The sequence below is a fragment of the Pseudidiomarina aquimaris genome (assembly GCF_003987395.1).
Lineage (GTDB): Bacteria > Pseudomonadota > Gammaproteobacteria > Enterobacterales > Alteromonadaceae > Pseudidiomarina > Pseudidiomarina aquimaris.
In genome coordinates this window covers 57,770-80,137 of the sequence record NZ_PIPT01000005.1, presented here as the reverse complement: position 1 = coordinate 80,137, position 22,368 = coordinate 57,770, and the positions used below count along the sequence as shown (strand labels likewise).

Annotated in this window: 25 protein-coding genes and 3 tRNA genes; 12 read left to right on the top strand and 16 right to left on the bottom strand. The window is 50.7% G+C overall.

The features are described 5' to 3' along the window. Positions 1-37 precede the first annotated feature (37 nt). Genes CWE21_RS07415 through CWE21_RS07400 form a run of 4 tightly spaced genes read left to right on the top strand, consistent with a single transcriptional unit; the run spans position 38 to position 2,263 of the window. Positions 38-262, top strand: a complete 225-nt coding sequence (locus CWE21_RS07415; protein WP_126833815.1) for a bacterioferritin-associated ferredoxin — start codon at positions 38-40, stop codon at positions 260-262. A 36-nt stretch (positions 263-298) separates the two neighbouring features. Then, positions 299-775, top strand: a complete 477-nt coding sequence (gene bfr, locus CWE21_RS07410) for a bacterioferritin (protein WP_126833814.1) — start codon at positions 299-301, stop codon at positions 773-775. A gap of 1 nt (position 776) precedes the next feature. Beyond that, positions 777-1,247: a bacterioferritin gene (gene bfr, locus CWE21_RS07405; protein ID WP_126833813.1), complete on the top strand. Its 471-nt coding sequence runs from the start codon at positions 777-779 to the stop codon at positions 1,245-1,247. Further along, a complete protein-coding gene (locus CWE21_RS07400) occupies positions 1,244-2,263 on the top strand; it encodes a mechanosensitive ion channel family protein (RefSeq protein WP_241970246.1) in 1,020 nt (339 codons plus the stop codon). The genes bfr (CWE21_RS07405) and CWE21_RS07400 overlap by 4 nt, the downstream gene beginning before the upstream one ends. On the opposite strand, the gene CWE21_RS07395 is transcribed toward CWE21_RS07400, so the two are convergent. Beyond that, entirely contained in the window at positions 2,260-4,140 is a 1,881-nt protein-coding gene (locus CWE21_RS07395; protein WP_126833812.1) for an acetate--CoA ligase, read from the bottom strand. The genes CWE21_RS07400 and CWE21_RS07395 overlap by 4 nt on opposite strands. Before the next feature lie 245 nt (positions 4,141-4,385). Between CWE21_RS07395 and CWE21_RS07390 the strand changes: the two genes are divergently transcribed. The 8 genes from CWE21_RS07390 (at position 4,386) to CWE21_RS07355 (ending at position 10,291) form a co-directional block, all read left to right on the top strand. After that, positions 4,386-4,476 (top strand) — tRNA-Ser (locus tag CWE21_RS07390). 259 nt (positions 4,477-4,735) lie between these two features. Continuing rightward, positions 4,736-5,059, top strand: a complete 324-nt coding sequence (locus tag CWE21_RS07385) for a c-type cytochrome (RefSeq protein WP_126833811.1) — start codon at positions 4,736-4,738, stop codon at positions 5,057-5,059. Positions 5,060-5,163: 104 nt separating this feature from the next. Continuing rightward, the gene (ggt, locus tag CWE21_RS07380; protein ID WP_126833810.1) at positions 5,164-6,867 is read left to right on the top strand and encodes a gamma-glutamyltransferase; all 1,704 of its coding nucleotides are present in this window, start codon (positions 5,164-5,166) and stop codon (positions 6,865-6,867) included. Positions 6,868-6,912: 45 nt separating this feature from the next. Next, positions 6,913-7,956 (top strand): MBL fold metallo-hydrolase, encoded by a 1,044-nt coding sequence (locus CWE21_RS07375; RefSeq protein WP_126833809.1) that lies wholly within the window; start codon positions 6,913-6,915, stop codon positions 7,954-7,956. Positions 7,957-8,034: 78 nt separating this feature from the next. Beyond that, a complete protein-coding gene (locus CWE21_RS07370) occupies positions 8,035-8,430 on the top strand; it encodes a hypothetical protein (protein WP_126833808.1) in 396 nt (131 codons plus the stop codon). Beyond that, complete coding sequence (locus CWE21_RS07365) at positions 8,427-8,627, top strand: helix-turn-helix transcriptional regulator (RefSeq protein ID WP_126833807.1); 201 nt, start codon at positions 8,427-8,429, stop codon at positions 8,625-8,627. Before CWE21_RS07370 ends, CWE21_RS07365 begins: the two co-directional genes overlap by 4 nt. Before the next feature lie 69 nt (positions 8,628-8,696). After that, complete coding sequence (locus tag CWE21_RS07360) at positions 8,697-9,473, top strand: ZIP family metal transporter (RefSeq protein WP_126833806.1); 777 nt, start codon at positions 8,697-8,699, stop codon at positions 9,471-9,473. Next, positions 9,470-10,291, top strand: a complete 822-nt coding sequence (locus CWE21_RS07355; RefSeq protein ID WP_126833805.1) for an NAD(P)H-binding protein — start codon at positions 9,470-9,472, stop codon at positions 10,289-10,291. The genes CWE21_RS07360 and CWE21_RS07355 overlap by 4 nt, the downstream gene beginning before the upstream one ends. 3 nt (positions 10,292-10,294) lie before the next feature. Here CWE21_RS07355 and nadA read toward each other — a convergent pair whose 3' ends face one another. The 15 genes from nadA to aspS form a co-directional block, all read right to left on the bottom strand. Further along, on the bottom strand, positions 10,295-11,347 hold the full coding sequence (gene nadA / locus CWE21_RS07350; protein WP_126833804.1) for a quinolinate synthase NadA: 1,053 nt from the start codon (positions 11,345-11,347) through the stop codon (positions 10,295-10,297). A gap of 70 nt (positions 11,348-11,417) precedes the next feature. Further along, a tRNA-Lys gene (locus CWE21_RS07345) sits at positions 11,418-11,493 on the bottom strand. 29 nt (positions 11,494-11,522) lie between these two features. Next, positions 11,523-11,598, bottom strand: a tRNA-Lys gene (locus CWE21_RS07340). Between the two features lie 137 nt (positions 11,599-11,735). Continuing rightward, complete coding sequence (gene ybgF / locus CWE21_RS07335) at positions 11,736-12,476, bottom strand: tol-pal system protein YbgF (protein ID WP_126833803.1); 741 nt, start codon at positions 12,474-12,476, stop codon at positions 11,736-11,738. Positions 12,477-12,514: 38 nt separating this feature from the next. Next, entirely contained in the window at positions 12,515-13,054 is a 540-nt protein-coding gene (gene pal, locus CWE21_RS07330) for a peptidoglycan-associated lipoprotein Pal (RefSeq protein ID WP_126833802.1), read from the bottom strand. A gap of 71 nt (positions 13,055-13,125) precedes the next feature. Then, complete coding sequence (gene tolB / locus CWE21_RS07325; RefSeq protein WP_198675088.1) at positions 13,126-14,478, bottom strand: Tol-Pal system beta propeller repeat protein TolB; 1,353 nt, start codon at positions 14,476-14,478, stop codon at positions 13,126-13,128. Between the two features lie 29 nt (positions 14,479-14,507). Further along, positions 14,508-15,431, bottom strand: coding sequence for a cell envelope integrity protein TolA (gene tolA, locus CWE21_RS07320; RefSeq protein ID WP_241970245.1), 924 nt, complete (start codon positions 15,429-15,431; stop codon positions 14,508-14,510). An 11-nt stretch (positions 15,432-15,442) separates the two neighbouring features. Beyond that, positions 15,443-15,880 carry a protein TolR gene (tolR, locus tag CWE21_RS07315; protein WP_126833962.1) on the bottom strand — a complete coding sequence of 146 codons (438 nt, stop codon included), beginning with the start codon at positions 15,878-15,880 and terminating at the stop codon, positions 15,443-15,445. Continuing rightward, complete coding sequence (tolQ, locus tag CWE21_RS07310; RefSeq protein WP_126771180.1) at positions 15,880-16,581, bottom strand: protein TolQ; 702 nt, start codon at positions 16,579-16,581, stop codon at positions 15,880-15,882. Before tolQ ends, tolR begins: the two co-directional genes overlap by 1 nt. Next, complete coding sequence (gene ybgC / locus CWE21_RS07305; RefSeq protein WP_126833801.1) at positions 16,571-16,996, bottom strand: tol-pal system-associated acyl-CoA thioesterase; 426 nt, start codon at positions 16,994-16,996, stop codon at positions 16,571-16,573. Before ybgC ends, tolQ begins: the two co-directional genes overlap by 11 nt. A 497-nt stretch (positions 16,997-17,493) precedes the next feature. Next, on the bottom strand, positions 17,494-18,498 hold the full coding sequence (gene ruvB / locus CWE21_RS07300) for a Holliday junction branch migration DNA helicase RuvB (RefSeq protein WP_126833800.1): 1,005 nt from the start codon (positions 18,496-18,498) through the stop codon (positions 17,494-17,496). Between the two features lie 149 nt (positions 18,499-18,647). Next, positions 18,648-19,268, bottom strand: coding sequence for a Holliday junction branch migration protein RuvA (gene ruvA, locus CWE21_RS07295; protein ID WP_126833799.1), 621 nt, complete (start codon positions 19,266-19,268; stop codon positions 18,648-18,650). Further along, complete coding sequence (gene ruvC, locus CWE21_RS07290; RefSeq protein WP_126833798.1) at positions 19,265-19,792, bottom strand: crossover junction endodeoxyribonuclease RuvC; 528 nt, start codon at positions 19,790-19,792, stop codon at positions 19,265-19,267. The genes ruvA and ruvC overlap by 4 nt, the downstream gene beginning before the upstream one ends. Continuing rightward, on the bottom strand, positions 19,792-20,538 hold the full coding sequence (locus CWE21_RS07285; protein WP_126833797.1) for a YebC/PmpR family DNA-binding transcriptional regulator: 747 nt from the start codon (positions 20,536-20,538) through the stop codon (positions 19,792-19,794). Before CWE21_RS07285 ends, ruvC begins: the two co-directional genes overlap by 1 nt. Positions 20,539-20,552: 14 nt before the next feature. Further along, positions 20,553-22,331 (bottom strand): aspartate--tRNA ligase, encoded by a 1,779-nt coding sequence (aspS, locus tag CWE21_RS07280; protein WP_126833796.1) that lies wholly within the window; start codon positions 22,329-22,331, stop codon positions 20,553-20,555. Positions 22,332-22,368 lie beyond the last annotated feature (37 nt).

The following is a 22,368-nucleotide window of genomic DNA, read 5'->3' as shown; positions in this document are numbered from 1 at the left end:
GTATTAATATTTAGGCCAAGTTCTAAACGAGGTCTCTATGTACGTTTGTCTTTGTAAAGGTGTCACTGACAAAACCATTCAGCGTGCAGTGCACGATGAAGGTGTCAGCACGATGCGTGAACTCCGCCAGCAATATGGTGTTGCATCGCAGTGCGGCTGCTGTAAAAGCTGCGCAAAAGAGGTGCTTACCGACGCCGTGAAAGAAAGAAATAAGCGCTTTTTGGACGAAACCTTGTTGCCAACGGACGTGTGCTACACTTAAGCTAGGTTTTAAAATTACCTAGGTTAGGAGTAGTTCATGCGAGGCGAACCCAAAGTTCTTCAAGAACTTAATCGAATTCTTACCCGAAAATTGACCGCCATTAACCAGTATTTTTTGCATGCACGCATGTACAAAAACTGGGGTTTCGAGGCGCTTAACCACACGATTTACAAAGCGTCTATCGAAGAAATGAAGCACGCCGATGACATCATCGAGCGGCTATTGTTTTTAGGTGGCATTCCCAACTTACAAGATCTGAGTAAGCTCTACATCGGCGAAGATCCGCGTGAAATGTTGCAACTCGACCATAAAATTCAACTGGCCGACGTTGAAGCGATTCGCGATGCCATCGCCCAATGCGAAAAGCAGCAGGATTATGTCAGCCGCGACATGCTGGCAGAAATTCTTGAGCAGCAAGAAGAGCATTTAGATTGGCTAGAAACTCAGCTTGATCTGATCACGCACCTTGGTGCGAATACCTACCTGCAAACCAAACTGCACAAGGAGTCCTAATATGACCTTAGATAGCGCAGCTGTGGTGAAGCAGCTCAACCGTTTGTTGGCGTTTGAATTAACCTCTATCGATCAATACACCGCGCACTCGCGTCGCTACGAAGACATGGGTCTCGATAAGCTGTATGAGCGTATCAACCACGAAATCGATGATGAACGCGGTCACGCGGATTTACTGATCCGTCGCATGCTTTTTCTCGGCGGCCGACCCGATATGGATGGACGCGAAAAGCACACCATCGCTGACGACGTGCCGACCATGTTGGCGAATGACCTCGAGCTAGAGCGAAATAACGCCAAGACGTTACGCGAAGTTATCGATTTTTGTGAACAAGCAGGCGACTTCGTGACGCGCGACATGCTCGTAGGTATCCTTCGCGATACCGAAGAAGATCACGCCTATTGGCTGCGGCAGCAACTTGAATTGATTGACCGCTTAGGATTGGAGCTTTATCTGCAGGCACAAATGTGAGCAGTCCCGCAACCGAACAAGCAAAAGGCACCATCGATACGGTGGTGTCGGCAATTTCCGAAGCTTTCCACTGGCTCGAAAACGAACTTTTTAGCGTAGGCGAAACCGCCATTACCTATGGCTCCGTGTTTCGCTTTCTGGCGATCCTGGTCGCAACCTATATTGTTTCACTGGTTGTGCAGAAAGCCTTGCAGCGCTACGGTGATATGCGCAGCAGCTTCTCGCGGTCGTCGTTGTATGCACTGAAACGCATCACCCACTACATCATATTGCTGGTGGGCTTTTTGGTCGCCGTTGCCTCCATAGGTATCGACTTGACCAAGTTTGCGATCTTCGCCAGTGCCTTAGGTATCGGCGTCGGTTTCGGCCTACAAACGCTTATCAGTAACTTCAGCGCGGGTATTATCTTACTGTTCGACAAAACCCTCAAAGTCGGTGACTTTGTTGAACTCGAGTCCGGTGTCACGGGCGAAGTGAAAGAAATAAATATCCGCAGTACCATCATTACAACGAACGATAATATCGACATCGTTGTGCCAAATTCGGAATTCGTCGCTGGACGCGTCACCAACTGGACGATGCGCGACACCTACCGTCGCATAAAAGTCCCTTTCGGGGTCGCCTATGGTACGGATAAAGAATTGGTCAAAAAAGCCGTGCTTGAGGCGGCCGATCGTGTCCCGCACACCCTCAATGACGAATCTCACCGACCGCCGCAGGTGTGGCTGGTGGAATTCGGCGAAAGCAGCCTCAATTTTGAGCTGGTGGTCTGGCTGAAACCAGAAGCGGTAAATCGCCCCGGAGCTGTGAATGCGGCCTTTATCTGGGAAATTCATACCGCATTGGTCGAAAACAATATCGAGATCCCATTCCCACAGCGCGATCTGCACATCAAGAGTTGGCACGCAGACGACGCCGTACACGTGGCACAAGGCAAGGTCTCGGCGAAGTCTTCAAAGGACAAGCCAAAACAAAAAGAGCGGCCGTCACACAACGATGCGGCCGACGAAATCTAACGCTGCAGTTGCTCTTTAAGCTCGTCCACGCAACTTGGATCATCGATGGTCGATGGAATACTCACTTGGGTATCACCATCGGCCAACTGCCTTAACAAACGGCGCAGGATCTTACCTGAACGTGTCTTCGGTAAACGCGGCACGACATGGATTTGGCGTAAACAAGCCACCGCTCCAATCTCATCCCGCACCCGCTGCACCAAGCGCGCACTGAGCTCTTGCGCATCAACAGTGACGCCATCTTTGACAATCACCAAACCGACAGGGACCTGCCCTTTTAAGTCGTCACTTACACCAATGACAGCGCACTCAGCGACCGCAGAGTCCATCGCTAAAATCTCTTCCATCTCGCCGGTCGACAAACGGTGCCCTGCGACGTTAATGACGTCGTCGGTGCGTCCCATAATGAACACATAGCCATCGTCATCTTTGTAGCCACCATCGCCACTGCTGTAATAGCCCTTGAACTCGCGCAGATAGCCCGCTGCAAAACGTTCAGGATTACGCCAAATGGTGGTCAAACACCCCGGCGGCAAGGGCAGCTTAATCGCCACGGCCCCTTGCTCATTGGCATCTAATTCACTGCTATCCGGTGCCAGGATACGAATATCATAGCCGGGTACCGGTAGCGTCGAAGAACCAGGTTTAATCGGATACTCGGCAATACCGACCGGGTTCGCACAAATCGGCCAGCCCGACTCTGTTTGCCACCAGTGGTCGTAGACGGGTTTGCCAGTGACTTCTTGGGTCCATTCAAGCGTGGGCGGGTCAAGTCGTTCGCCCGCCATGTAAATACGCTCGAGTTTGCTCAAATCAAAATGTTTTAGCTCCCGCGCCTCAGGATCTTCCTTTTTGATGGCGCGAAACGCCGTCGGTGCCGAGAACAGCACATTCACTCCGTACTCTGCACAGACCCGCCAAAACGCGCCAGCATCCGGCGTACGCACCGGCTTACCTTCGTACAGCACCGTTGTCGCACCGGCCAATAAAGGTCCGTAAACAATATACGAGTGACCTACGACCCAGCCCACATCGGATGCAGTAAACATCACTTGGCCAGGTTGTATGCCATAAACGACATTCATCGAATAGCGCAAAGCGGTGGCATAACCACCGGTGTCACGCACCACGCCTTTCGGCTTGCCCGTGGTGCCTGAGGTGTAGAGGATATAGAGCGGATCCGTGCTTTTCATCGTCGCGCACTCGGCCGGCGTCACCTCGGCTAGCGCCTGCTGCCAATCGACATCCCGTGGCGCTTGAAGCTCGGCTTCACACATCTCACGCTGCCAGACCACCACATGGCGTGGCTTCACTTCCGCCAGTTCGATCGCCTTATCGACAAACGGTTTGTAAGGCAAAACCTTATTCACCTCAACGCCGCACGACGCAGTGATCACTAACTTCGGTTCAGCGTCCTCAATACGCACCGCCAACTCATGTGGCGCGAAGCCACCAAAGACCACTGAGTGCACCGCGCCTAAGCGCGCACAAGCCAACATCGCAATCGCCGCTTGCGGGATCATTGGCATGTAAATAACTACCCGGTCGCCCTTCTTCACATGATATTTCTTCAACAACCCAGCAAACTGCGCGACCTGATCACGCAATTCGCGGTAGCTGTAACGCTCCTTTGTTTGCGTCACTGGCGAATCATAAATCAGCGCCGTCTGCTCACCGCGACCATTATCCACATGATAATCCAGCGCACAGAACGCCATATTTAATTCGCCATCGACAAACCAATCGGCGGTGCCATCGTCGCGCTGGCTTAAGATTTCGCTCGGCTCGTTAAACCAATGCAAGCGCCGCGCTTGCTGCAGCCAGAAGCGCTGCGGCTGTTGTAACGAAGACTCGTATTCATGTGGGTAATTGTTCATTTGGCTTGTCCTTGGCACTACTGCGTTGTAATTACTTTAGCGTAATGTAGGATTCTGACTATTCGACTTGAGTCGTAAGAGTGAAAAGCGTTGTTTGTTGTTCGCTGTTTGCTGTTCGTTGAAACAAAAAGCATAAACATAGAACGCGGTAAACGAAGAGCTCACGCAGTGAGCGTGCGAACAGCGAATCGCGAACAACGCTCTTGTTTTTGGGCCTTTGATGGCCTATCATTGCCGCCGCTTTTGGAGAGGTGTCCGAGTGGCTGAAGGAGCACGCCTGGAAAGTGTGTATACGGTAACCCCGTATCGAGGGTTCGAATCCCTCTCTCTCCGCCAAATACTAAAAAACCGCCCTCGTGGCGGTTTTTTTGTTTTGCAACGCACGCCAGTGCGGCCCGAAGGGTGAAGGCCATGGATGGGCCGAGTGACAAAACGGCAGGATAGCCGTTTTGCACCGCACCCCAGTGCGGCCCGAAGGGCGAGGCCCGGGGATGGGCCGAGTGAATCCAATCTCCCCTTTTCTCCGTAATTAGTTGTAGTAATTTTATGTTCGGTTATCATGAAGCTGACGGTTTTTTCATCAAGGAGTCGTAGTATGTTACAGAAAGTAATAGGTGGTTCTTTAGTTCTTGCGGCTTTGTTGGTTGCCGGTAACGTGCAAGCAAACGAAGAAGCGGAGAAATTAGCGCAGCAAAACGCTTGTACAGCGTGCCATGGTGTTGATAACAAGATTGTTGGCCCGGCTTATAAAGACGTGGCGGCGAAGTATGCTGATGACGCTGACGCATTAGCAAAGGTGAAAAACAGCATCAAAAATGGCGGCGTAGGCAAATGGGGCCAAATCCCAATGCCGGCGCAGTCACAGTTAAGCGATGAGCAAGTGACCCTGCTTGCCGAGTGGATTCTTGGCCTAGAATAACCTGACACGCTAACTATCGAGTGGGAGACGACATTGGTCGTGTCCTGCTCCATTTCCCTGTTTGCCCCGTTATAGTGAATGACATCATTCATGAGGAGGCAATCATGCAAAACAAACTTCTTTCCTTTACGCTTGCGACCAGTCTCGCGCTGGCAAGTAGCCTCAGTGCCGCAGCCGATCGCATTACCGGTCATCATTTTGCCACTCGCTCAGAGGCTATGGCGCCGAATGCGATGGCAGCGACCAGTCAACCGTTAGCGACGCAGGTTGCGCTGGATATTATGCAAAAAGGCGGTAACGCCATCGATGCAGCGATTGCGGCGAATGCCGTGCTTGGGCTGGTTGAGCCTACAGGGAATGGTATCGGCGGTGATTTGTTTGCGATTGTCTGGGACGCCGAAACTGAACAGCTTTATGGTCTGAATGCTTCAGGTCGTTCGCCGCAGAGCTTAACCCTCGAGTATTTCAAACAAAACGGTTTTAGCTCAATTCCACCGCGTGGTGTGCTGCCATTGTCGGTGCCCGGCACGGTCGACGGCTGGTTTGAGCTACACGACAAGTTTGGCCAGTTGCCAATGGCGCAGGTGCTAGCTCCAGCTATTGAATATGCTCGCCAAGGCTTTCCGGTAACCGAAGTAATTGCCTACTACTTTGAGCGCAATGCCGAAGTACTGAAAGACCAACCTGGCTTTGCTGACGTGTTCATGAAAGATGGCCAACCACCACAAAAAGGCGAACGCTTTACCAACCCAGACCTCGCCAACACGCTCGAGAAAATTGCTACAGAAGGTCGCGATGTTTTCTACAAAGGTGACATTGCGAAGACCATTGGCGACTTCGTTGCAGAGCACGGTGGCTTTTTATCTTATGATGATTTAGCCGAACATACCTCAACTTGGGTCGAGCCAGTTTCGACTAACTATCGTGGTTATGACTTGTGGGAGTTGCCACCCAACACGCAAGGCATTGCCGCGCAACAGATCCTGAATATTTTGGAGAACTTTGATCTAGCCAGTATGGGCTTTGATAGCGCTGAGTATATCCACCATTTTGTCGAAGCCAAGAAGCTCGCCTTTGAAGATCGCGCTAAATATTATGCCGACCCTGCCTTTAGCGAAGCTCCGGTAGAAGGATTAATCGATAAAGGTTACGCGAAAGAACGCGCGCAACTTATCAATCCAAACCGCGCAGCTAATGCGGTAGAACCCGGCAACCCGCCAACAGAAGGCGATACAATCTATCTGACCACCGCCGACCAAGCTGGTAATATGGTCTCACTGATTCAAAGTAATTATCGTGGTATGGGCTCTGGTGTGACACCTACCGGTCTTGGCTTTGTCCTGCAGAATCGTGGCGAGCTATTCGCCCTTGAAGAAGGCCATGCCAACGTTTTCGAACCAGGCAAGCGCCCGTTCCACACCATTATCCCAGCGTTTGTCACCAAAGACGGTAAGCCGGTGATGAGTTACGGCGTAATGGGTGGCGCCACACAGCCACAAATGCACGCGCAAATCCTCATTAACATGATTGATTTCGGTATGAACTTGCAAGAAGCCGGCGATGCACCGCGGATCCTTCATTCTGGCTCCAGTCAGCCGACCGGTGAACAGATGACCGACGGCGGCGTGGTGAGTTTAGAAAATGGTTTTTCTGCGAATACCCGCCGTGAGCTCATTAAAATGGGACATACGCTGCAAGAAGCCGTCGGCCCTTACGGCGGCTACCAAGCGATCTGGAAAAACCATGAAGAAAATGTCTATTATGGCGCTTCTGAAAGTCGTAAAGACGGTCACGCAGCAGGTTTCTAATCCAATTGGAGGACCAGCCACGTAGTTATCACAAAGGAGGTGTTTGTGCGCTGGCTGATCTTATTCATAACTATTTTAATCATTGTGGTCGGAGTGAGCTCATGTAGCTCGCCCGGCCGCTTTGCCGATCGTAACCCTCATGTCACACCGAAAGATACCAATGCCATTGATTTTTTCATGATGCGCTGGTTTGGTGATGACCCATGGGCCGATCAACTGGCTGAGGTGAAGAACAATCCTAACTTGGTACCGCAAGTGCCGATTGATCTCAGCGCAATTCAAACGCCCGCAGCCGCCCCCCAAATAACATGGCTCGGACACGCAACGTTTTTGCTGCAATATCGCGGCTTAACCATTCTGACCGACCCAATTTTGAGCGAACGTGCCTCGCCGTTAAGCTTTACGGGACCAGAGCGCCTAACCCCAGCACCGCTAACCGTTAGTGAATTGCCACCGATTGACGTCGTGGTGATTAGCCATAATCATTATGATCACCTTGACGAAGAAACCATTGCCGGCCTCGGCCCAGCGGTTAATTACATGGTTCCCTTGGGCCTCTCCGAGTGGTTTAGTGAACAAGGTATTGGCAGCGAACGCGTGCACGAATTCGACTGGTGGCAGCAAGCCAACTTTGGTCCGCTGGCGGTCACTGCGACGCCAAGCCAACATTGGTCGGCACGCAGCCTCTGGGACAAAAACGAGACCTTGTGGGCGAGCTGGCACCTACAAATTGGCGACTGGCAAGTCTGGTTCGGCGGCGATACTGGCTACAACCCCTACCAATTTAAGGAGATTGGCCAACGTTTTCCCGACATCGATGACGCACTAATACCGGTCGGCGCTTACCTGCCACGCTGGTTTATGCAACCACAACACGTCGACCCCGCCGAAGCTTTGCAAATTCATAATGACCTCGGTGCATCCCGCTCTTATGCGATGCATTGGGGCACCTATCAACTTGCCGCCGAAAGTATCGAACAGACGCGCCAAGACTTGGCTGCTGCGAAGCAAAAGGCGAAAGTCCCCGCCGACCATGTATTGAAGCTCCTGGCGATTGGTAAAACCGAGAGGGTAGACACCTTTAATTGACTAAAAGTAAATAATACTTGACTTATTATTATTTGAGAACGACTATAGGTAAAGCTTACTTTACTTATAGGAGTTAATATGAGCTATCAAAACACTAAAAAAATGACCTTTCGCTTGGCAATTTTTACCGCTCTTTGGCTGTTATCGACAGCCGCAGCAACCTTCACTGCAAGCGCATATCAAGACGACAATAGCGTGCTGAAGATCAGTCTTGTCCTGGTAAACTTGATCTTCGGTGGCCTCATGATCGAAGCCAACCGACGCTACATTCTTGCCCTCGACGAGCTACAACGTAAAATTCACTTACAAGCGATGGGCATCACACTCGGCGTCACCGTGATAGCGGGGCTTGCTTATAGCATTGCCGATATAGGTAATCTCATTGCCACCGATGCAGAGTTTTCGCACTTACTCATTCTTATGAGTTTGACCTACTTGCTGTCGTTAATCATTGCGAACCGGAGATACCAATGAAAAATCGGCTAAAAGTACTGCGCGCCGAACGCGATTGGACGCAAGCAGACCTTGCTGAGGCGGTGGATGTCTCACGACAGACCATCAACGCGATTGAGAAAGATAAATTCGATCCAAGTTTGCCACTGGCGTTCAAATTTGCACGGCTGTTTAACTTACCTATCGAAGAAATGTTTTTCGATGAGGATGATCGCTAAACTTGAGTGCCTTTTTCAACGTAGCTAGGGTATGCTTGAAATATTCCTGAATGACGAAAAGGGGCGGATATGGAGTTAGTTTTAACGGCTTTAATCGCAAGTACCATTACCGGTAGCCTTACCGCATTAGGTGCGTTACCGGTAATCTTTGGCCGTAAACCCTCTGCATCATTTAATGACACACTGCTAGGCTTCGCCGCAGGTGTCATGTTGGCCGCCTCTTTTTTCTCTTTGATTGTGCCCTCAATCGAAATTTCAAAAGAACTTTATGGTGATGGCCCAGCACCTGCACTCATTGCCGTATTTGGTATTCTGTTGGGAGCCGTTGCAATCGCAGTGATGGACCGTCTGCTACCCCATGAGCACTTTATTTCAGGGCCAGAAGGACGCTCTTCAGAGAAAATTGCCGGGGTCTGGCTGTTCGTCTTCGCAATCGCCATTCATAACTTTCCCGAGGGCCTCGCTGTGGGCGTCGCGTACGGTAGCGGCGAAACCGATGCGGCATTTTCACTTGCGCTTGGTATTGGCCTGCAAAACTTACCTGAAGGTCTCGCCGTTGCCGTCGGCTTGGTTGCAGTCGGCTACAGTCACCTGAAGAGTTTTGTCGTGGCAACATTAACCGGGCTTATCGAGCCGCTAGGTGGTCTGGTGGGCGGTATTTTTGTAAATCTATCGCAAGTACTATTGCCGTGGGGGCTAGTTTTCGCTGCAGGTGCTATGCTATTTGTGATCAGTCACGAAATTATTCCTGAGACGCATCGACGCGGTCACCATCAACGTGCAACAGCGGGTTTGATGGTTGGCTTAGTGGTAATGTTATTCCTTGACGTGTGGTTAGCAGCATGACAACAGTCGCTTTTCTCGGCTACGGCGATATCGCCGAGCGTACCAGTGTGCTTTTACAGTTTGCTGGCGTCACGCAAATGCGTGGTATGTGCAGAACCCCTGAAAATAAAAGCAATCCCGCCCATATTGAGCTGATTGCAGGGGATGCTGGCAATGCACCTGATCTTGAGCGTTTAATCGACGCTGATGTGGATGTGGTGGTCATCACTTTAACGCCGAATCGTAGCAAAGAAGATTCTTACTTTAGCGGCTATGTACTCCCTTGTAGGCTGCTGCAACATCAGTTACAAAGCCAAGGGCTCAATCCGCGTATCATCTACGTTTCCAGCACTGGCGTTTATGACCAACGCGAAGGCGAATGGGTCGATGAAACTTCACCTGCTGAGCCAAGTGACCACTACGGCAAGATGCTGCTGCAAGCGGAACAAGTGATTACCAGCGCAGCTGACCGTGTCAGCGTACTGCGCTGCTCTGGTATTTATGGCCCGAATCGGACACGGCTCGCAGAGATGTTGATTTCCGGCGAAGCCACCATCACTCCCGCTTGGACCAATCGTATTCACGCGGACGACGTGGCAGGCTTTATCAGTTATTTAATTCAACACCCGGAACAACAAAAACCCCTGTTCTTGGTTTCTGATGACGAACCCTTGCGCCAAGAAGACGCTTATGGCCGTTTAGCTGAACGGTTGGGAGTCGACTTAGCGACCTATCCACGTAGTGATGAAATTGGTAGAAGGGGTAGCAAAAGAATTAGCAACCGCCTGCTGCGTGCAAGCGGCTATCAACTGCAACATCCGACGTATACGCCGCGTTAAGGCTTACGCCTGCTTCTTGAAGTTGAGCATGCGCTCGAGTGGGCGCAGCGCTTTTTTCGCAAGTTCTGGGTCCACGTGAATCTCGTGGCTCTCCCCACCATGCTCCAGTGCCTCAGCAATCGCTACCAAACCATTCATGGCCATCCACGGACAATGTGCGCAACTGCGACAGGTTGCCCCGCTCCCCGCTGTTGGCGCTTCGATGAAGTGCTTGTGCGGCGACAGTTGCTGCATTTTGTAGAAAATGCCGCGGTCCGTAGCCACGATGAACGTTTCATTCGGCAACTCTTGGCTGGCTTTGATCAATTGTGAGGTTGAACCCACCGCATCGGCCATTTCGACCACTTGAGAAGGTGATTCAGGATGCACCAAGATAGCGGCCTCAGGATAGACCTTTTTCAAGTCCTCTAAGGCTTTGGTTTTGAATTCATCGTGCACCACACAAGCACCCTGCCACATGATCATGTCGGCACCGGTTTGCTTCCGAATATAGTTACCTAAGTGCTTATCAGGACCCCATAGGATGGTCTCGCCTTCGGCATCGAGGTGATCTACGATATCCAAGGCGATGCTTGACGTGACCACCCAGTCAGCGCGAGCCTTAACCGCAGCAGAGGTATTGGCGTAGACCACTACCGTACGCTCAGGGTGCGCGTCACAGAACGCTGAGAACTCTTCAATAGGACAGCCAATATCAAGCGAGCAAGTCGCTTCTAGAGTCGGCATCAGGACCGTCTTGTTAGGCGTGAGGATCTTTGCGGTTTCACCCATAAACTTAACGCCGGCTACAATTAATGTATCGGCTTCATGGTTGGCACCAAAGCGCGCCATCTCGAGAGAGTCGGCAACACAGCCGCCAGTTTCTTCAGCTAATGCCTGAATTTCAGGATCCGTGTAATAGTGCGCGACTAAGACCGCATTTTTCTCTTTCAACAACTGCTTGATGCGGGCGATATAGGCCGCTTTCTCAGTGTCGTTCAAAGGTTTGGGTTTAGCCGGAAACGCATAATCAAGTTGATCGATAACGCGGGCTTGGATCTCTTGCGTAATACTCATGCTGCTACTTCACCACATGCAAAAAAGGTTTGCGTAGTATACTGCAAAATAAGGCTTGGGTAAAAAATCGTGGTGGGTCGTGCAGGATTCGAACCTGCGACCAATTGATTAAAAGTCAACTGCTCTACCAACTGAGCTAACGACCCACGACAAAAGAAGGGGATGATGAGAAGATTGGTGGGTCGTGCAGGATTCGAACCTGCGACCAATTGATTAAAAGTCAACTGCTCTACCAACTGAGCTAACGACCCAATCTCATCGGTTGCTGCTTATCAGCGGCAACGGCGGCATAGTTTACTTAAAATGCCGCGCGTTGCAACTGCAAATTGCAGATATACGGTGCGTTTGCTCAATTAGCGAACACTTCGCGTAAAAAACTACAGTCTTTTTACAAGTTTGCTAAACGTTTTTCCGCTAATCCAGCCGGAGTGCTATTCGGGTACTCGCTGATAACCTTCTCGAAGTAGCTACGCGCGAGCTGATTTTCGCCTTGCTGTTGCGCGACAATCCCTAGCTTTAAGATGCTATCACCGCGCTTGTTGCTATCGGGGAAGCGCTCAACAACTGCAGTGAACTCCTGCTTCGCTTCATCAAACTGCCCCTCAGCATACAACAGCTGACCTAACCAATAATGTGCGTTAGGTACGTAGGTTGAGTTCGGAAACTGCTGAATGAACGCACGAAACTCCGGAATGGCAGCATCGTAGCGGCGATCTTCCATGACCAAGCGAATCGCTTTGTCATAGGCATCGTTTTCACCAAGGTTACTCGAGTACTCGACCCCGCCTGTCGCTGCTTCAGGCTGGCTTGTGCTTACCGATGGCTCGGCATTCACAGGCGTCGCAGCGAGCCGACGATCGATTTCCTGATAAATTTCGCGTTGCCGTTGCAAAATTTGTTCGAGTTGATAGGCATGTTCTTCCGTTTTACCACGTAAGTCAGCGACTTCGTCCTGTAAACTCGCCATTTGATCGAGCAGCGCCATTTGCGCAGCGTTACGGGCATCCATAACCCGCTCGAGCTGCTCTAAACGTTCCTCAACACTGCCGCTACCTAGCTTCGACACCGGTGCCTGTGCGAACACGACACCGGGAATAACAAAGGCTAGCACGAGACATAGTTTTTGCATTGGCTTAACCGTATGTTGCTTCATTTAATAAAGGTTACTTAGTAAACCAGCACGCCACGACGGTTTTTCGCATACGCTGACTGAGTAGAAGCATTTACCAGTGGCTTCTCTTCACCGTATGACACAGTTTCCATCTGGCTAGAGCTTACACCTAAGTTCTGTAGGTACTGAGCAACCGCTTTTGCACGACGCTCGCCAAGCGCGATGTTGTACTCTGGCGTACCACGCTCATCTGCGTGACCTTCGATAGTTACCGTCACATTCGGGTTTTGTACCAAGAACTCAGCGTGCTCAGAAAGCATTTGTGCGTATTCTGAACTAACACGCGAATCATCAAAGGCAAAGTAAACGATGTTTTCTTGGCGCAATGTTTCCATCTGCTCTGCACGAATTTCTTCAGGTGTTTTAGTGCGCTCAGCAGCGTCTAATTCAACACCAGAGCCTTGCTGACCTTGCTGTTGTTGTTGGTTTGTCTGCTGGCTCGCTGCATCGTCGGCGCCTTGGCTTGAACTACAGGCAGCCAAAGTCAACATAGGTACGGCGATAAGCAGGCTCTTTAATAACTGGTTTGCGTTCATGTCCGCGATCCTTAGTTCTTAGTTTAATTAATTTTAGGGTTGTCTTTACTACGCGTAGCACGCGCTACATTTTATCTCAAAAACGGCGACCATGAAGGTGACTTTACCTCACCTTCACGCGCTGGCAAACGAGCCTTAAAGCGCCCATCTACCGAAACCAATGCCAACACTTGTTGGTTATTATGAGTGGTACTGTAAATCACCATGCTGCCATTAGGGGCTAAGCTTGGTGACTCATCTAACGACGTCTGCGTTAGAATCTGCATGTTGCCACTCGGATAATCTTGCTTAGCAATATGATAGTTGCCTTGCGTACGATTTACCATGACCACTTGTCGGCCATCAGGCGTATAGGTGCCCCCAAGGTTTTGTTCCCCTTCGAAGGTTAACCGACGTACCTGACCTGAATCTAAATTTACGCTATATAATTGCGGTCTGCCACCCCTTTCTGAGGTGAATACCAGCGATTTTCCGTCAGGTGACCAGCTTGGCTCAGTATCAATCGCATGATGACGCGTTACGCGGGTAAATTGCTTACTGGCAATGTCCATTGTGTAGAGCTCAGGATTACCGTCTTTCGATAAGACCATAGCAAGCGTACGGCCATCTGGTGACCATACAGGGCTGCTGTTGATGCCCGAAAACGAGGTCATTTTTTCACGACGCGTCGTGTAGATATCCTGAATGAAAATTTCGGGGCGCTTGTTCTCAAAGCTAACGTACGCCAGCTTATTACCGTCCGGCGACCAAGAAGGTGACATCAGCGGCTCAGGGCTGCGCAACAAAACCTTTTCGTCGTAGCCATCGTAGTCAGCAACCACAAGCTCATACGGCTTATCGTTGTTGTGATTCACGGTTACATAAGCGATGCGAGTCATAAATGCGCCCGGTTCGCCGGTCATGGTCTCGTAAAACACATCAGAAATACGGTGCGCATACTGACGGAACTGGTCGCCATTAATCACACTGCGACGCGCATCTAAAATGTGGTCGTTCGAGCTAACTAACTCGCCGCCGCGCAATACGCGTGAACCACTGGTGATCTGTCCACGCAACACGTCAACAATTTGGAATGCCACGGTATAGCGATCCACTGCATAAGGCTCAATAGTTCCTACCAGAACAGCCTCAACGCCCAGACTAGCCCAACTCGGGTAGTCAATTTCTTGCTCTGAACTTGGCATTTGCGGCATCGCATTGGTCGGAATCGGATTGAATTTACCGCTACGCATCAAATCTGCCGCAATAACTTGCGTCAAACCTTCTGGCGCAGGGCCGTCACCTAACCAGCGGAATGGCACCACAGCAATCGGGCGGGCACTATCGATACCGTCAGTAATAACGATTTCGAGTGACGCCTGCGCAGGGCGATACAGTAACGTCGCCACCATTGCGGCGATTAAAACAAAAGCTAGCTTCTTCATCATACTCATGGGCGTTGCTACTTCATTTGTTAATTGAATTCGGGTGCGAAGGTAAGATTGATATCTTTCATTTTCGCAAATACTTCAGGGTCTTCGGATACCGGCAGTGTACCTGCTTTTAACACGGCATTCTCGGTTGCTTTACACACTCCAGGGTCACCGCTGACGCGATTGACCGAGATAACAAAGCCACTCGATGCAAGGCGAATATTGACCACACATTGCTTACCCTGCATCGAAGGATCCGATATTAGGTTGCGCTGGATCGTCGCTTTAATCAAATTCGTATATTTGCCAAGCTCACTCTGAACTTGACGGCTCCGCGCCGCAGCGCGCGCTTGTCGCTCGCGCTCAAGCTCTTCTTGCATTAGACGTTCGCGTTCCGCTCTTGCACGCTCTTCCGCCTCTTTGCGTTTTCGCTCTTCTTCAAGGCGGCGTGCCTCTTCTTCGCGACGCTTACGTTCCTCTTCTGCTTTACGTGCCGCTTCTTCTTCCGCTTTACGTCGCTTCTCAGCTTCAGCCGCTCGACGTTCAGCTTCTTTCTGCTGCTTCAGTGCGGCCTCTTTTTCTTTAGCTAAGCGTTCACGCTCTGCACGTTGTTGTGCTTCAAGCTCACGCTGGCGTTGCTGCTCCTGCTCGCGTTGCTTCTTCGCCTGCTCGGCGCGACGCTCGAGCTCGGCAATCTCATCCTTGCGCTGCTGCTCGGCTTGGCGAATCGCTTCTAGCTGCTGCTCCACCTGTGCCTTGTCGACAGTTGCTGCTTTAACGATATCTTCTTCAGGTAACACTTGATCAGACAGCGGTGCATCTAAGGTGACTTCCATTGCTTCAGGCGTACTCGGCGAAAACTTAAAGCCAGCAAATAAAATCACCACTATGCCTAAATGTAGTACCACCGATAACAACAGTGGCACTGTCATTTCTTGGGGCCATGTATACTTACCAATTTTCACATGCGCCTCACTTAACTACTCGTGTCTTCGGTCATCAAGCCCACTGACTCAATACCTAACTGTTGTAATAATGCCATTAATTGAATGACTTGATTATACGATACCGCCCCATCGCCATTGACCATGAAACGCGTCTCTGGATCATTAATTAACTGTGCCTGTACACGTGCTGCCAGCGTTTCTAACGGTAGCGGTTCATTCGGATCGCCAACATTATTAATCGAGTTGATAAAGTACTCACCATCACGATTGACTGAAACAATCACAGGTGGCTTACTTTCCTTGTCGAGTGGCTGCGCATTGGCATTAGGCAAGTCAACCTGTACACCCTGCGTAATCAACGGCGCCGTCACCATAAAGATAATCAGCAGCACCAGCATGACGTCGATATAAGGTACGACGTTGATCTCGGAAACTGGCTTACGCCGTTTGCGATTCGTCGTCATCATCATGAGGCATTACTCGCTGCGGCTTTTGGCTGAGCGCTTTGACGCTGCAAAATCGCCAATAGCTCATCCATAAAGTTCAGATATTGGTTGTCCACTTTTTCCACGCGATTGGCAAAGCGGTTGTAAGCAATAACCGCTGGAATCGCCGCAAATAGACCCATCGCCGTCGCAATCAAAGCCTCAGCAATACCAGGTGCGACCATTGCAAGCGTCGCCTGCTGGACCGCGCCCAAACCGATAAATGCGTTCATGATGCCCCAAACGGTACCGAAAAGACCCACATACGGGCTAATCGAACCAATCGTGGCTAGTAAACTTAGATTGTGCTCAAGACGATCGACTTCACGCGAATGTACCACGCGCATCGCACGATAAGAGGCTTCTAAAACTTGCTGCTGACTAAGAGCGGCGTTGCTGCGCAACCGAGCGAACTCTTTGAAACCCGCATAAAACAGCTTTTCCATGCCGTTGGCATTCTGCGCTCGTGCGCCAATTTCTTGATACAAGCGCGCTAAGTCGACGCCCGACCAAAAGCGGTCTTCAAAAGCCGTTGCCTGCTGACTTGCCGTCTGAATGATTTTCTTGCGTTGGAAAATCATCATCCAACCGAACACCGAAAACGCAAGTAACATCAGCATCACCAGCTGAACTACAAAACTTGCTTCAAGAATCAACGCAGTGATCGACATTTCAGCTTGCACGCTTAAGTACCTCTATTATTTCCGTTGGCATTGGCACCGCCCGAACGGCGTCACCAGCTTCCCCTAAATTAACACAGGCCGCTTTGACCTGTGCCTGACATAAAACCGTGCCGTTTTGATCCAGCACTTGTTGTGTAAACACGACTGATGCGCGCTTTAACCGTTCGACCACAACCGTCACGCGCAGTTCATCATTAAATCGCGCCGGTCGTATTAAATCCATCGTTACCTGCCGCACGACAAAACCAAGCCGATGCGCAAGCCATGTATCTTGCTCTATTCCTAGCGAGCGTAACCACTCGGTCCGCGCCCGCTCAAGGAATTTGAGATAGTTGGCATAATATACGATACCGCCAGCATCCGTGTCTTCATAGTAGACCCGAATCGGCCATGAAAATGCATTTGCTTCCGCCATACTTGCAAGCTTTCCTTTAATTTAACGAATCTTCAAGCAAGCCCTACTCAAAGTTTATGTAAATTTTTTGCATGATTAAAAAGTAGCCAGACATTTATTTATTTAAATAAATTGACCACAAAACACTAAGCTGCTGTTCTAAAATACTATTTTTGGTCTTACCAATTTTTGCCAGCTCATTATTTATTCAGGTGTTACATCTTGCTATTACTTTTACTAATCCGAAGCGCAATTTTTCTCGTTTGAACAGATGTCCGACCTCCGTATAATGCGCAGCATATCAGTTACGAAGAGACCGGTTGTCACTTCTTCCCTGTTATTGTTCCCTGGATTTAACTTCCTTGTTGTTCTGTAGTTTTTAGCCCGCTTCCCCGCGGGCTTTTTTTTGCCTCAAATTTAAGAGCGATGTTCGCTGTTTGCTGTTCGATGTTTGTTGAAAGCCTTAAACAAAAAGCGAACGCAGTGAGCGTGCGAACAGCGAATAGCAAACAACCCTTTTAGTCTTTTCTATCCAAACCGAAATGCGCGTAGGCGTGCGGCGTCGCAATTCTGCCCCGCGGCGTACGCTGCAAAAATCCCTGCTGAATCAAATACGGCTCCAACACATCTTCAATCGTGTCTTTCTCTTCACCAATGGCCGCGGCAATATTATCCAGTCCCACCGGACCACCCATAAATTTTTCTATAATGGCCAATAACAACTTACGGTCCATATAGTCGAAACCTGCTTCGTCGACGTCCACCATTTTTAATGCCGCAGAGGCAATTGGTAAGTCGATTTTACCGTTGTTCCGAACCTCAGCGAAATCGCGCACGCGGCGCAACAGGCGATTCGCAATACGCGGTGTGCCGCGCGAACGGCGTGCAATTTCGCGAGCGCCATCGTCATTTAGGTCGAGGTTCAAATAGTTTGCTGAGCGCTGAATAATGGTCGTCAATTCAGTGACGTTGTAAAACTCAAGACGTTGCACAATACCAAAACGATCACGCAACGGTGAAGTTAACGCCCCCGCCCGCGTCGTCGCACCAATCAGCGTGAAAGGCGGCAGATCTAATTTTATTGAGCGCGCCGCAGGGCCTTCGCCGATCATGATATCCAGTTGATAGTCTTCCATCGCTGGGTACAAAATCTCTTCCACCACCGGACTCAAGCGATGAATTTCGTCGATGAACAACACGTCGTGCTCTTCAAGATTGGTCAACAACGCAGCCAAGTCACCGGCTTTTTCTAGTACCGGTCCCGAAGTCTGACGGATATTCACGTTCAATTCATTGGCAACAATATTCGCCAACGTGGTTTTACCAAGTCCTGGCGGACCAAAAATAAGCAAATGATCCAGCGCTTCTTCGCGCTGGCGAGCCGCCTGGATAAAGATTTCCATTTGCTCAACCACATGCTCTTGCCCGGTATAGTCGGCAAGTTTTTTCGGCCGAATCGCACGGTCGATGAGTTCGTCATCGCCCTGTGTCTGCGGCTGATTTATTCGGTCCGGTTCAATCATCAAAAACCCCAAAAGACGTTATTCGTTATTCGTGCGTTCGGCTTCGCCTCACTGTTCGTCCACTCACTGCGTTCGCTGTTCGATGTTCTACGAACAGTGCGAAGCACGGACGAACAGCGTAGCGTACGAATAACGAATAACGGTTTTTCTTACATGTTTTTCAACGCGGTGCGGATGAGCTCTTCGCTTGACGCACCTTCATTTGCCTTCAATGCTTGCGCAACAGCTTTTTCTGCTTGCGCCGGCTTATAGCCAAGCGCCAATAGCGCGCCGACAGCGTCATCGCGTGGCGAGCTTGCGACCAATGTTGTTTGGCCATCACCGAAATCAACCGGAGCGGCGTCGGTAGCTGGCGTTGAGCTACTCCACTGCTGCAAACGGTCTCGCATTTCAACGACAAGGCGCTCTGCTGTTTTACGGCCGACGCCCGGCAACTTAATCAGGCTCGAAACATCGTCATGCGTCACGGCCTGCACGAACTGATGGGCGGTCATACCTGACATAATGGTAAGTGCCAACTTCGGCCCTACCCCTTGCGCTTTAATTAGTTGGCGGAACAGCGAGCGCTCGGCAAAGGTATTAAAGCCGTAGAGCAACTGCGCATCTTCACGTACCACAAAGTGCGTGATGACTGTTACGGGTTCACCGATGTCAGGCAACTCAAACAAGCACGTCATCGGCATTTGCACTTCGTAACCAACACCGTGCACATCAATCATGATTTCCGGTGGTTGTTTACTAATTAAGGTTCCGGTCAAGCGGCCAATCACCGAGCTCTCCTTGTAGTTTTATTGGTTGCCATCAGAATGGCTTGATTTCGATTGTGCGCATGGCACATCGCCACGGCAAGGGCATCCGCAGCATCGGCTTGCGGGCGGTGGCCCAATTTGAGCATCGCCATGACCATATGCTGCACTTGCGCTTTGTCAGCCGCACCCGTCCCCACCACCGCTTGCTTCACTAAGCGCGCAGCGTACTCAGCGACCGGAAGCCCAGCGCAAGCCGCTGCGACAATGGCCGCCCCGCGCGCCTGCCCAAGTTTCAACGCCGAGTCGGGGTTGCGTGCCATAAACACCTGCTCAATCGCAAACTCATCAGGTTGAAACTGCGCAATCAGTTCGCTTACGCCATCATGAATGACCTTCAGCTTTTCGGCAAGTGACAATGGTTTGCGCGGGGTGCCAGCGGCATTAATACAACCGCTAGCGACATAGGTTAGCTGATTACCTTGTTGCCGAATGACGCCATACCCGGTCATCCGCGAGCCTGGGTCAATGCCCAGAATAATGGCCATTAGCCAATGCGCTCCAAGACATCATCAGCAATATCGGCGTTGTGATAGACCTCTTGTACATCGTCGAGCTCTTCGAGCGCATCAATCAGCTTTAAGAATGTTTCGGCGTCGCCTTCATCGAGCTGAGAGCGGGTATCTGGAATAAAGCTCACTTCAGCATGCTCAGGTTCATAGCCTGCTTGCACGAGGCCATCTTTTACCTGGCCAAAAGTTTCAGGCGTGGTGAACACATCGAAGCTACCATCTTCGTTGGTTACAACGTCTTCGGCACCCGCTTCTAAAGCGGCTTCCATCAGGCCGTCTTCGTCGGTTTCGGCGGTAAAACTTAGCACGCCGCGCTTGTTAAACAAGTACGCGACCGAGCCATCGGTGCCGAGATTACCGTTGAACTTACTAAACGCATAACGCACTTCAGATACCGTACGGTTACGATTGTCGGTCATAGTTTCGACAAAGATGGCAACGCCGCCTGGGCCATAGCCCTCATAACTCAATTCTTCAACGTTGTCGCCTTCAAGATCACCACTACCGCGCTTGACCGCGGTATCAATGGTGTCTTTTTTCATGTTGTTCGACAGCGCTTTGTCGATGGCAGCGCGTAAGCGTGGGTTGGTCTCTGGGTCGCCGCCACCTTGGCGGGCAGCGACCACAATTTCCCGGATAAGACGAGTAAAGATTTTGCCGCGCTTCGCATCTTGCGCGGCTTTGCGATGTTTAATGTTGGCCCATTTCGAATGACCTGCCATTGTGTCGCTCCTCGTTAGTCGTTGTCGTTAGCTTCCTCAGCTACCTTAACGGCTACGCCCAACTCCTGCAATGCATCTGGGTTGGCGAGGCCTGGCGCATCGGTTAACACACATGCGGCAGTGGTCGTTTTCGGGAAGGCAATCACTTCACGAATCGAGCTTGCGCCCACCATCAACATCACCAAACGATCCAAACCAAATGCTAAGCCTGCGTGCGGTGGCGTACCGTACTTCAGAGCCTCAAGCAAGAAGCCAAATTTCTCTTGCGCTTCTTCTTTTTCGATACCCAAAATTTCAAATACAGCTTGCTGCATGGCATTGTCGTGGATACGGACCGAACCGCCGCCGACTTCAACACCATTCAAAACCATGTCGTAAGCATTCGATAAGGTCTCCGCCGGGTTAGCTTTCAGCTCCTCTGGCGTGACCCCCACCGGCGCGGTGAATGGGTGATGGATTGCGTGAAGCTCACCGTCATGCTCTTCAAACATTGGGAAGTCAACGACCCAAAGCGGACGCCACTCATCACTCACAAAGCCGTGCTCTTCGCCCACTTTCAAACGTAATGCGCCCATGGCTTCTGCCACGACAGTCGCATTGTCAGCGCCGAAGAAAATAATATCGCCGTCAGCGGCTTCAGTACGCTCAAGAATCCCTTGTAGCGCGTCATCTGGAATAAATTTCAATACTGGAGACTGAATCCCGTCGCGACCAGCAGCAAGGTCATTCACTTTCAACCATGCCAGACCTTTGGCACCGTAGATACCAACGAAGTTAGTGTATTCGTCAATATTCTTACGCGAAATATCGCCCGCTTTGCCTGGCACTTTTAGCGCGGCAACACGGCCTTTCGGATCGTTTGCTGGGCCAGCAAAGACCTTAAACTCAACATCTTTGAGTAAGTCAGCGACATCAACTAGCTCGAGCGGGTTACGCAGATCTGGCTTGTCACTACCGAAGCGACGCATGGCTTCATGCCAGCTCATTTGCGGGAAGTCGCCAAGGTCAACTTCAAGCAGCTCATTGAACAGCTTGCGAACCATCTGCTCGGTCACCGCCATCACTTGGTCGGCAGTCATGAACGAGGTTTCAATATCGATTTGGGTAAATTCTGGCTGACGGTCAGCGCGCAAGTCTTCGTCACGGAAGCACTTAACAATTTGGTAGTAGCGATCGAAGCCCGACATCATCAACAACTGCTTAAACAGCTGCGGTGACTGTGGCAAGGCAAAGAACTTGCCTTTGTGCGTGCGGCTTGGGACCAAATAGTCACGTGCGCCTTCTGGCGTTGCACGGGTCAACATTGGCGTTTCGATATCTAAAAAGCCAGCATCATCCATAAAACGGCGAACCGCACTGGTAACCCGCGCACGGAACTGCAAATTGTGGTTCATATTCGGACGACGCAAGTCGAGATAGCGGAAACGCAGACGCGCTTCTTCGCTCACGTGCTGGTTAAAGTCGATTGGCAATGGCTCTGAACGGCTCAAAATCTCAAGCTCGTCGGCCATGACTTCAACTGCACCGGTCGCCATATTGGCATTCACTTGGCTCTCTGGGCGCGCACGTACTGTGCCTTTCAGGCGTACACAGAACTCTTGGCGTAACTTATTCGCGGTTTCAAACAGCGCCGCTTGATCCGGATCGAATACCACCTGCACCAAACCGGTACGGTCACGCATATCGATGAAAATCAGACCACCGAGGTCACGACGTTTATTAACCCATCCACACAGGGTTACCTGTTGATCAACAAGACTCTTTTCGAGCTGTCCGCAATAATGGCTACGCATGGGAGCTTCCCTACCACAAGTTAGAATTTACAAAGCG

Coding starts and splice junctions, on each gene's coding strand:
- CWE21_RS07415 (WP_126833815.1), top strand. CDS start 38: ATGTACGTTTGTCTTTGTAAAGGTGTCACTGACAAAACCATTCAGCGT.
- bfr (WP_126833814.1), top strand. CDS start 299: ATGCGAGGCGAACCCAAAGTTCTTCAAGAACTTAATCGAATTCTTACC.
- CWE21_RS07370 (WP_126833808.1), top strand. CDS start 8,035: ATGAGCTATCAAAACACTAAAAAAATGACCTTTCGCTTGGCAATTTTT.
- ggt (WP_126833810.1), top strand. CDS start 5,164: ATGCAAAACAAACTTCTTTCCTTTACGCTTGCGACCAGTCTCGCGCTG.
- ruvC (WP_126833798.1), bottom strand. CDS start 19,792: ATGGCCATTATTCTGGGCATTGACCCAGGCTCGCGGATGACCGGGTAT.
- tolB (WP_198675088.1), bottom strand. CDS start 14,478: ATGAAGAAGCTAGCTTTTGTTTTAATCGCCGCAATGGTGGCGACGTTA.
- nadA (WP_126833804.1), bottom strand. CDS start 11,347: ATGAGTATTACGCAAGAGATCCAAGCCCGCGTTATCGATCAACTTGAT.
- CWE21_RS07355 (WP_126833805.1), top strand. CDS start 9,470: ATGACAACAGTCGCTTTTCTCGGCTACGGCGATATCGCCGAGCGTACC.
- bfr (WP_126833813.1), top strand. CDS start 777: ATGACCTTAGATAGCGCAGCTGTGGTGAAGCAGCTCAACCGTTTGTTG.
- CWE21_RS07360 (WP_126833806.1), top strand. CDS start 8,697: ATGGAGTTAGTTTTAACGGCTTTAATCGCAAGTACCATTACCGGTAGC.
- CWE21_RS07285 (WP_126833797.1), bottom strand. CDS start 20,538: ATGGCAGGTCATTCGAAATGGGCCAACATTAAACATCGCAAAGCCGCG.
- ybgC (WP_126833801.1), bottom strand. CDS start 16,996: ATGGCGGAAGCAAATGCATTTTCATGGCCGATTCGGGTCTACTATGAA.
- CWE21_RS07395 (WP_126833812.1), bottom strand. CDS start 4,140: ATGAACAATTACCCACATGAATACGAGTCTTCGTTACAACAGCCGCAG.
- CWE21_RS07365 (WP_126833807.1), top strand. CDS start 8,427: ATGAAAAATCGGCTAAAAGTACTGCGCGCCGAACGCGATTGGACGCAA.
- pal (WP_126833802.1), bottom strand. CDS start 13,054: ATGAACGCAAACCAGTTATTAAAGAGCCTGCTTATCGCCGTACCTATG.
- aspS (WP_126833796.1), bottom strand. CDS start 22,331: ATGCGTAGCCATTATTGCGGACAGCTCGAAAAGAGTCTTGTTGATCAA.
- ruvB (WP_126833800.1), bottom strand. CDS start 18,498: ATGATTGAACCGGACCGAATAAATCAGCCGCAGACACAGGGCGATGAC.
- CWE21_RS07385 (WP_126833811.1), top strand. CDS start 4,736: ATGTTACAGAAAGTAATAGGTGGTTCTTTAGTTCTTGCGGCTTTGTTG.
- ybgF (WP_126833803.1), bottom strand. CDS start 12,476: ATGCAAAAACTATGTCTCGTGCTAGCCTTTGTTATTCCCGGTGTCGTG.
- tolR (WP_126833962.1), bottom strand. CDS start 15,880: ATGATGACGACGAATCGCAAACGGCGTAAGCCAGTTTCCGAGATCAAC.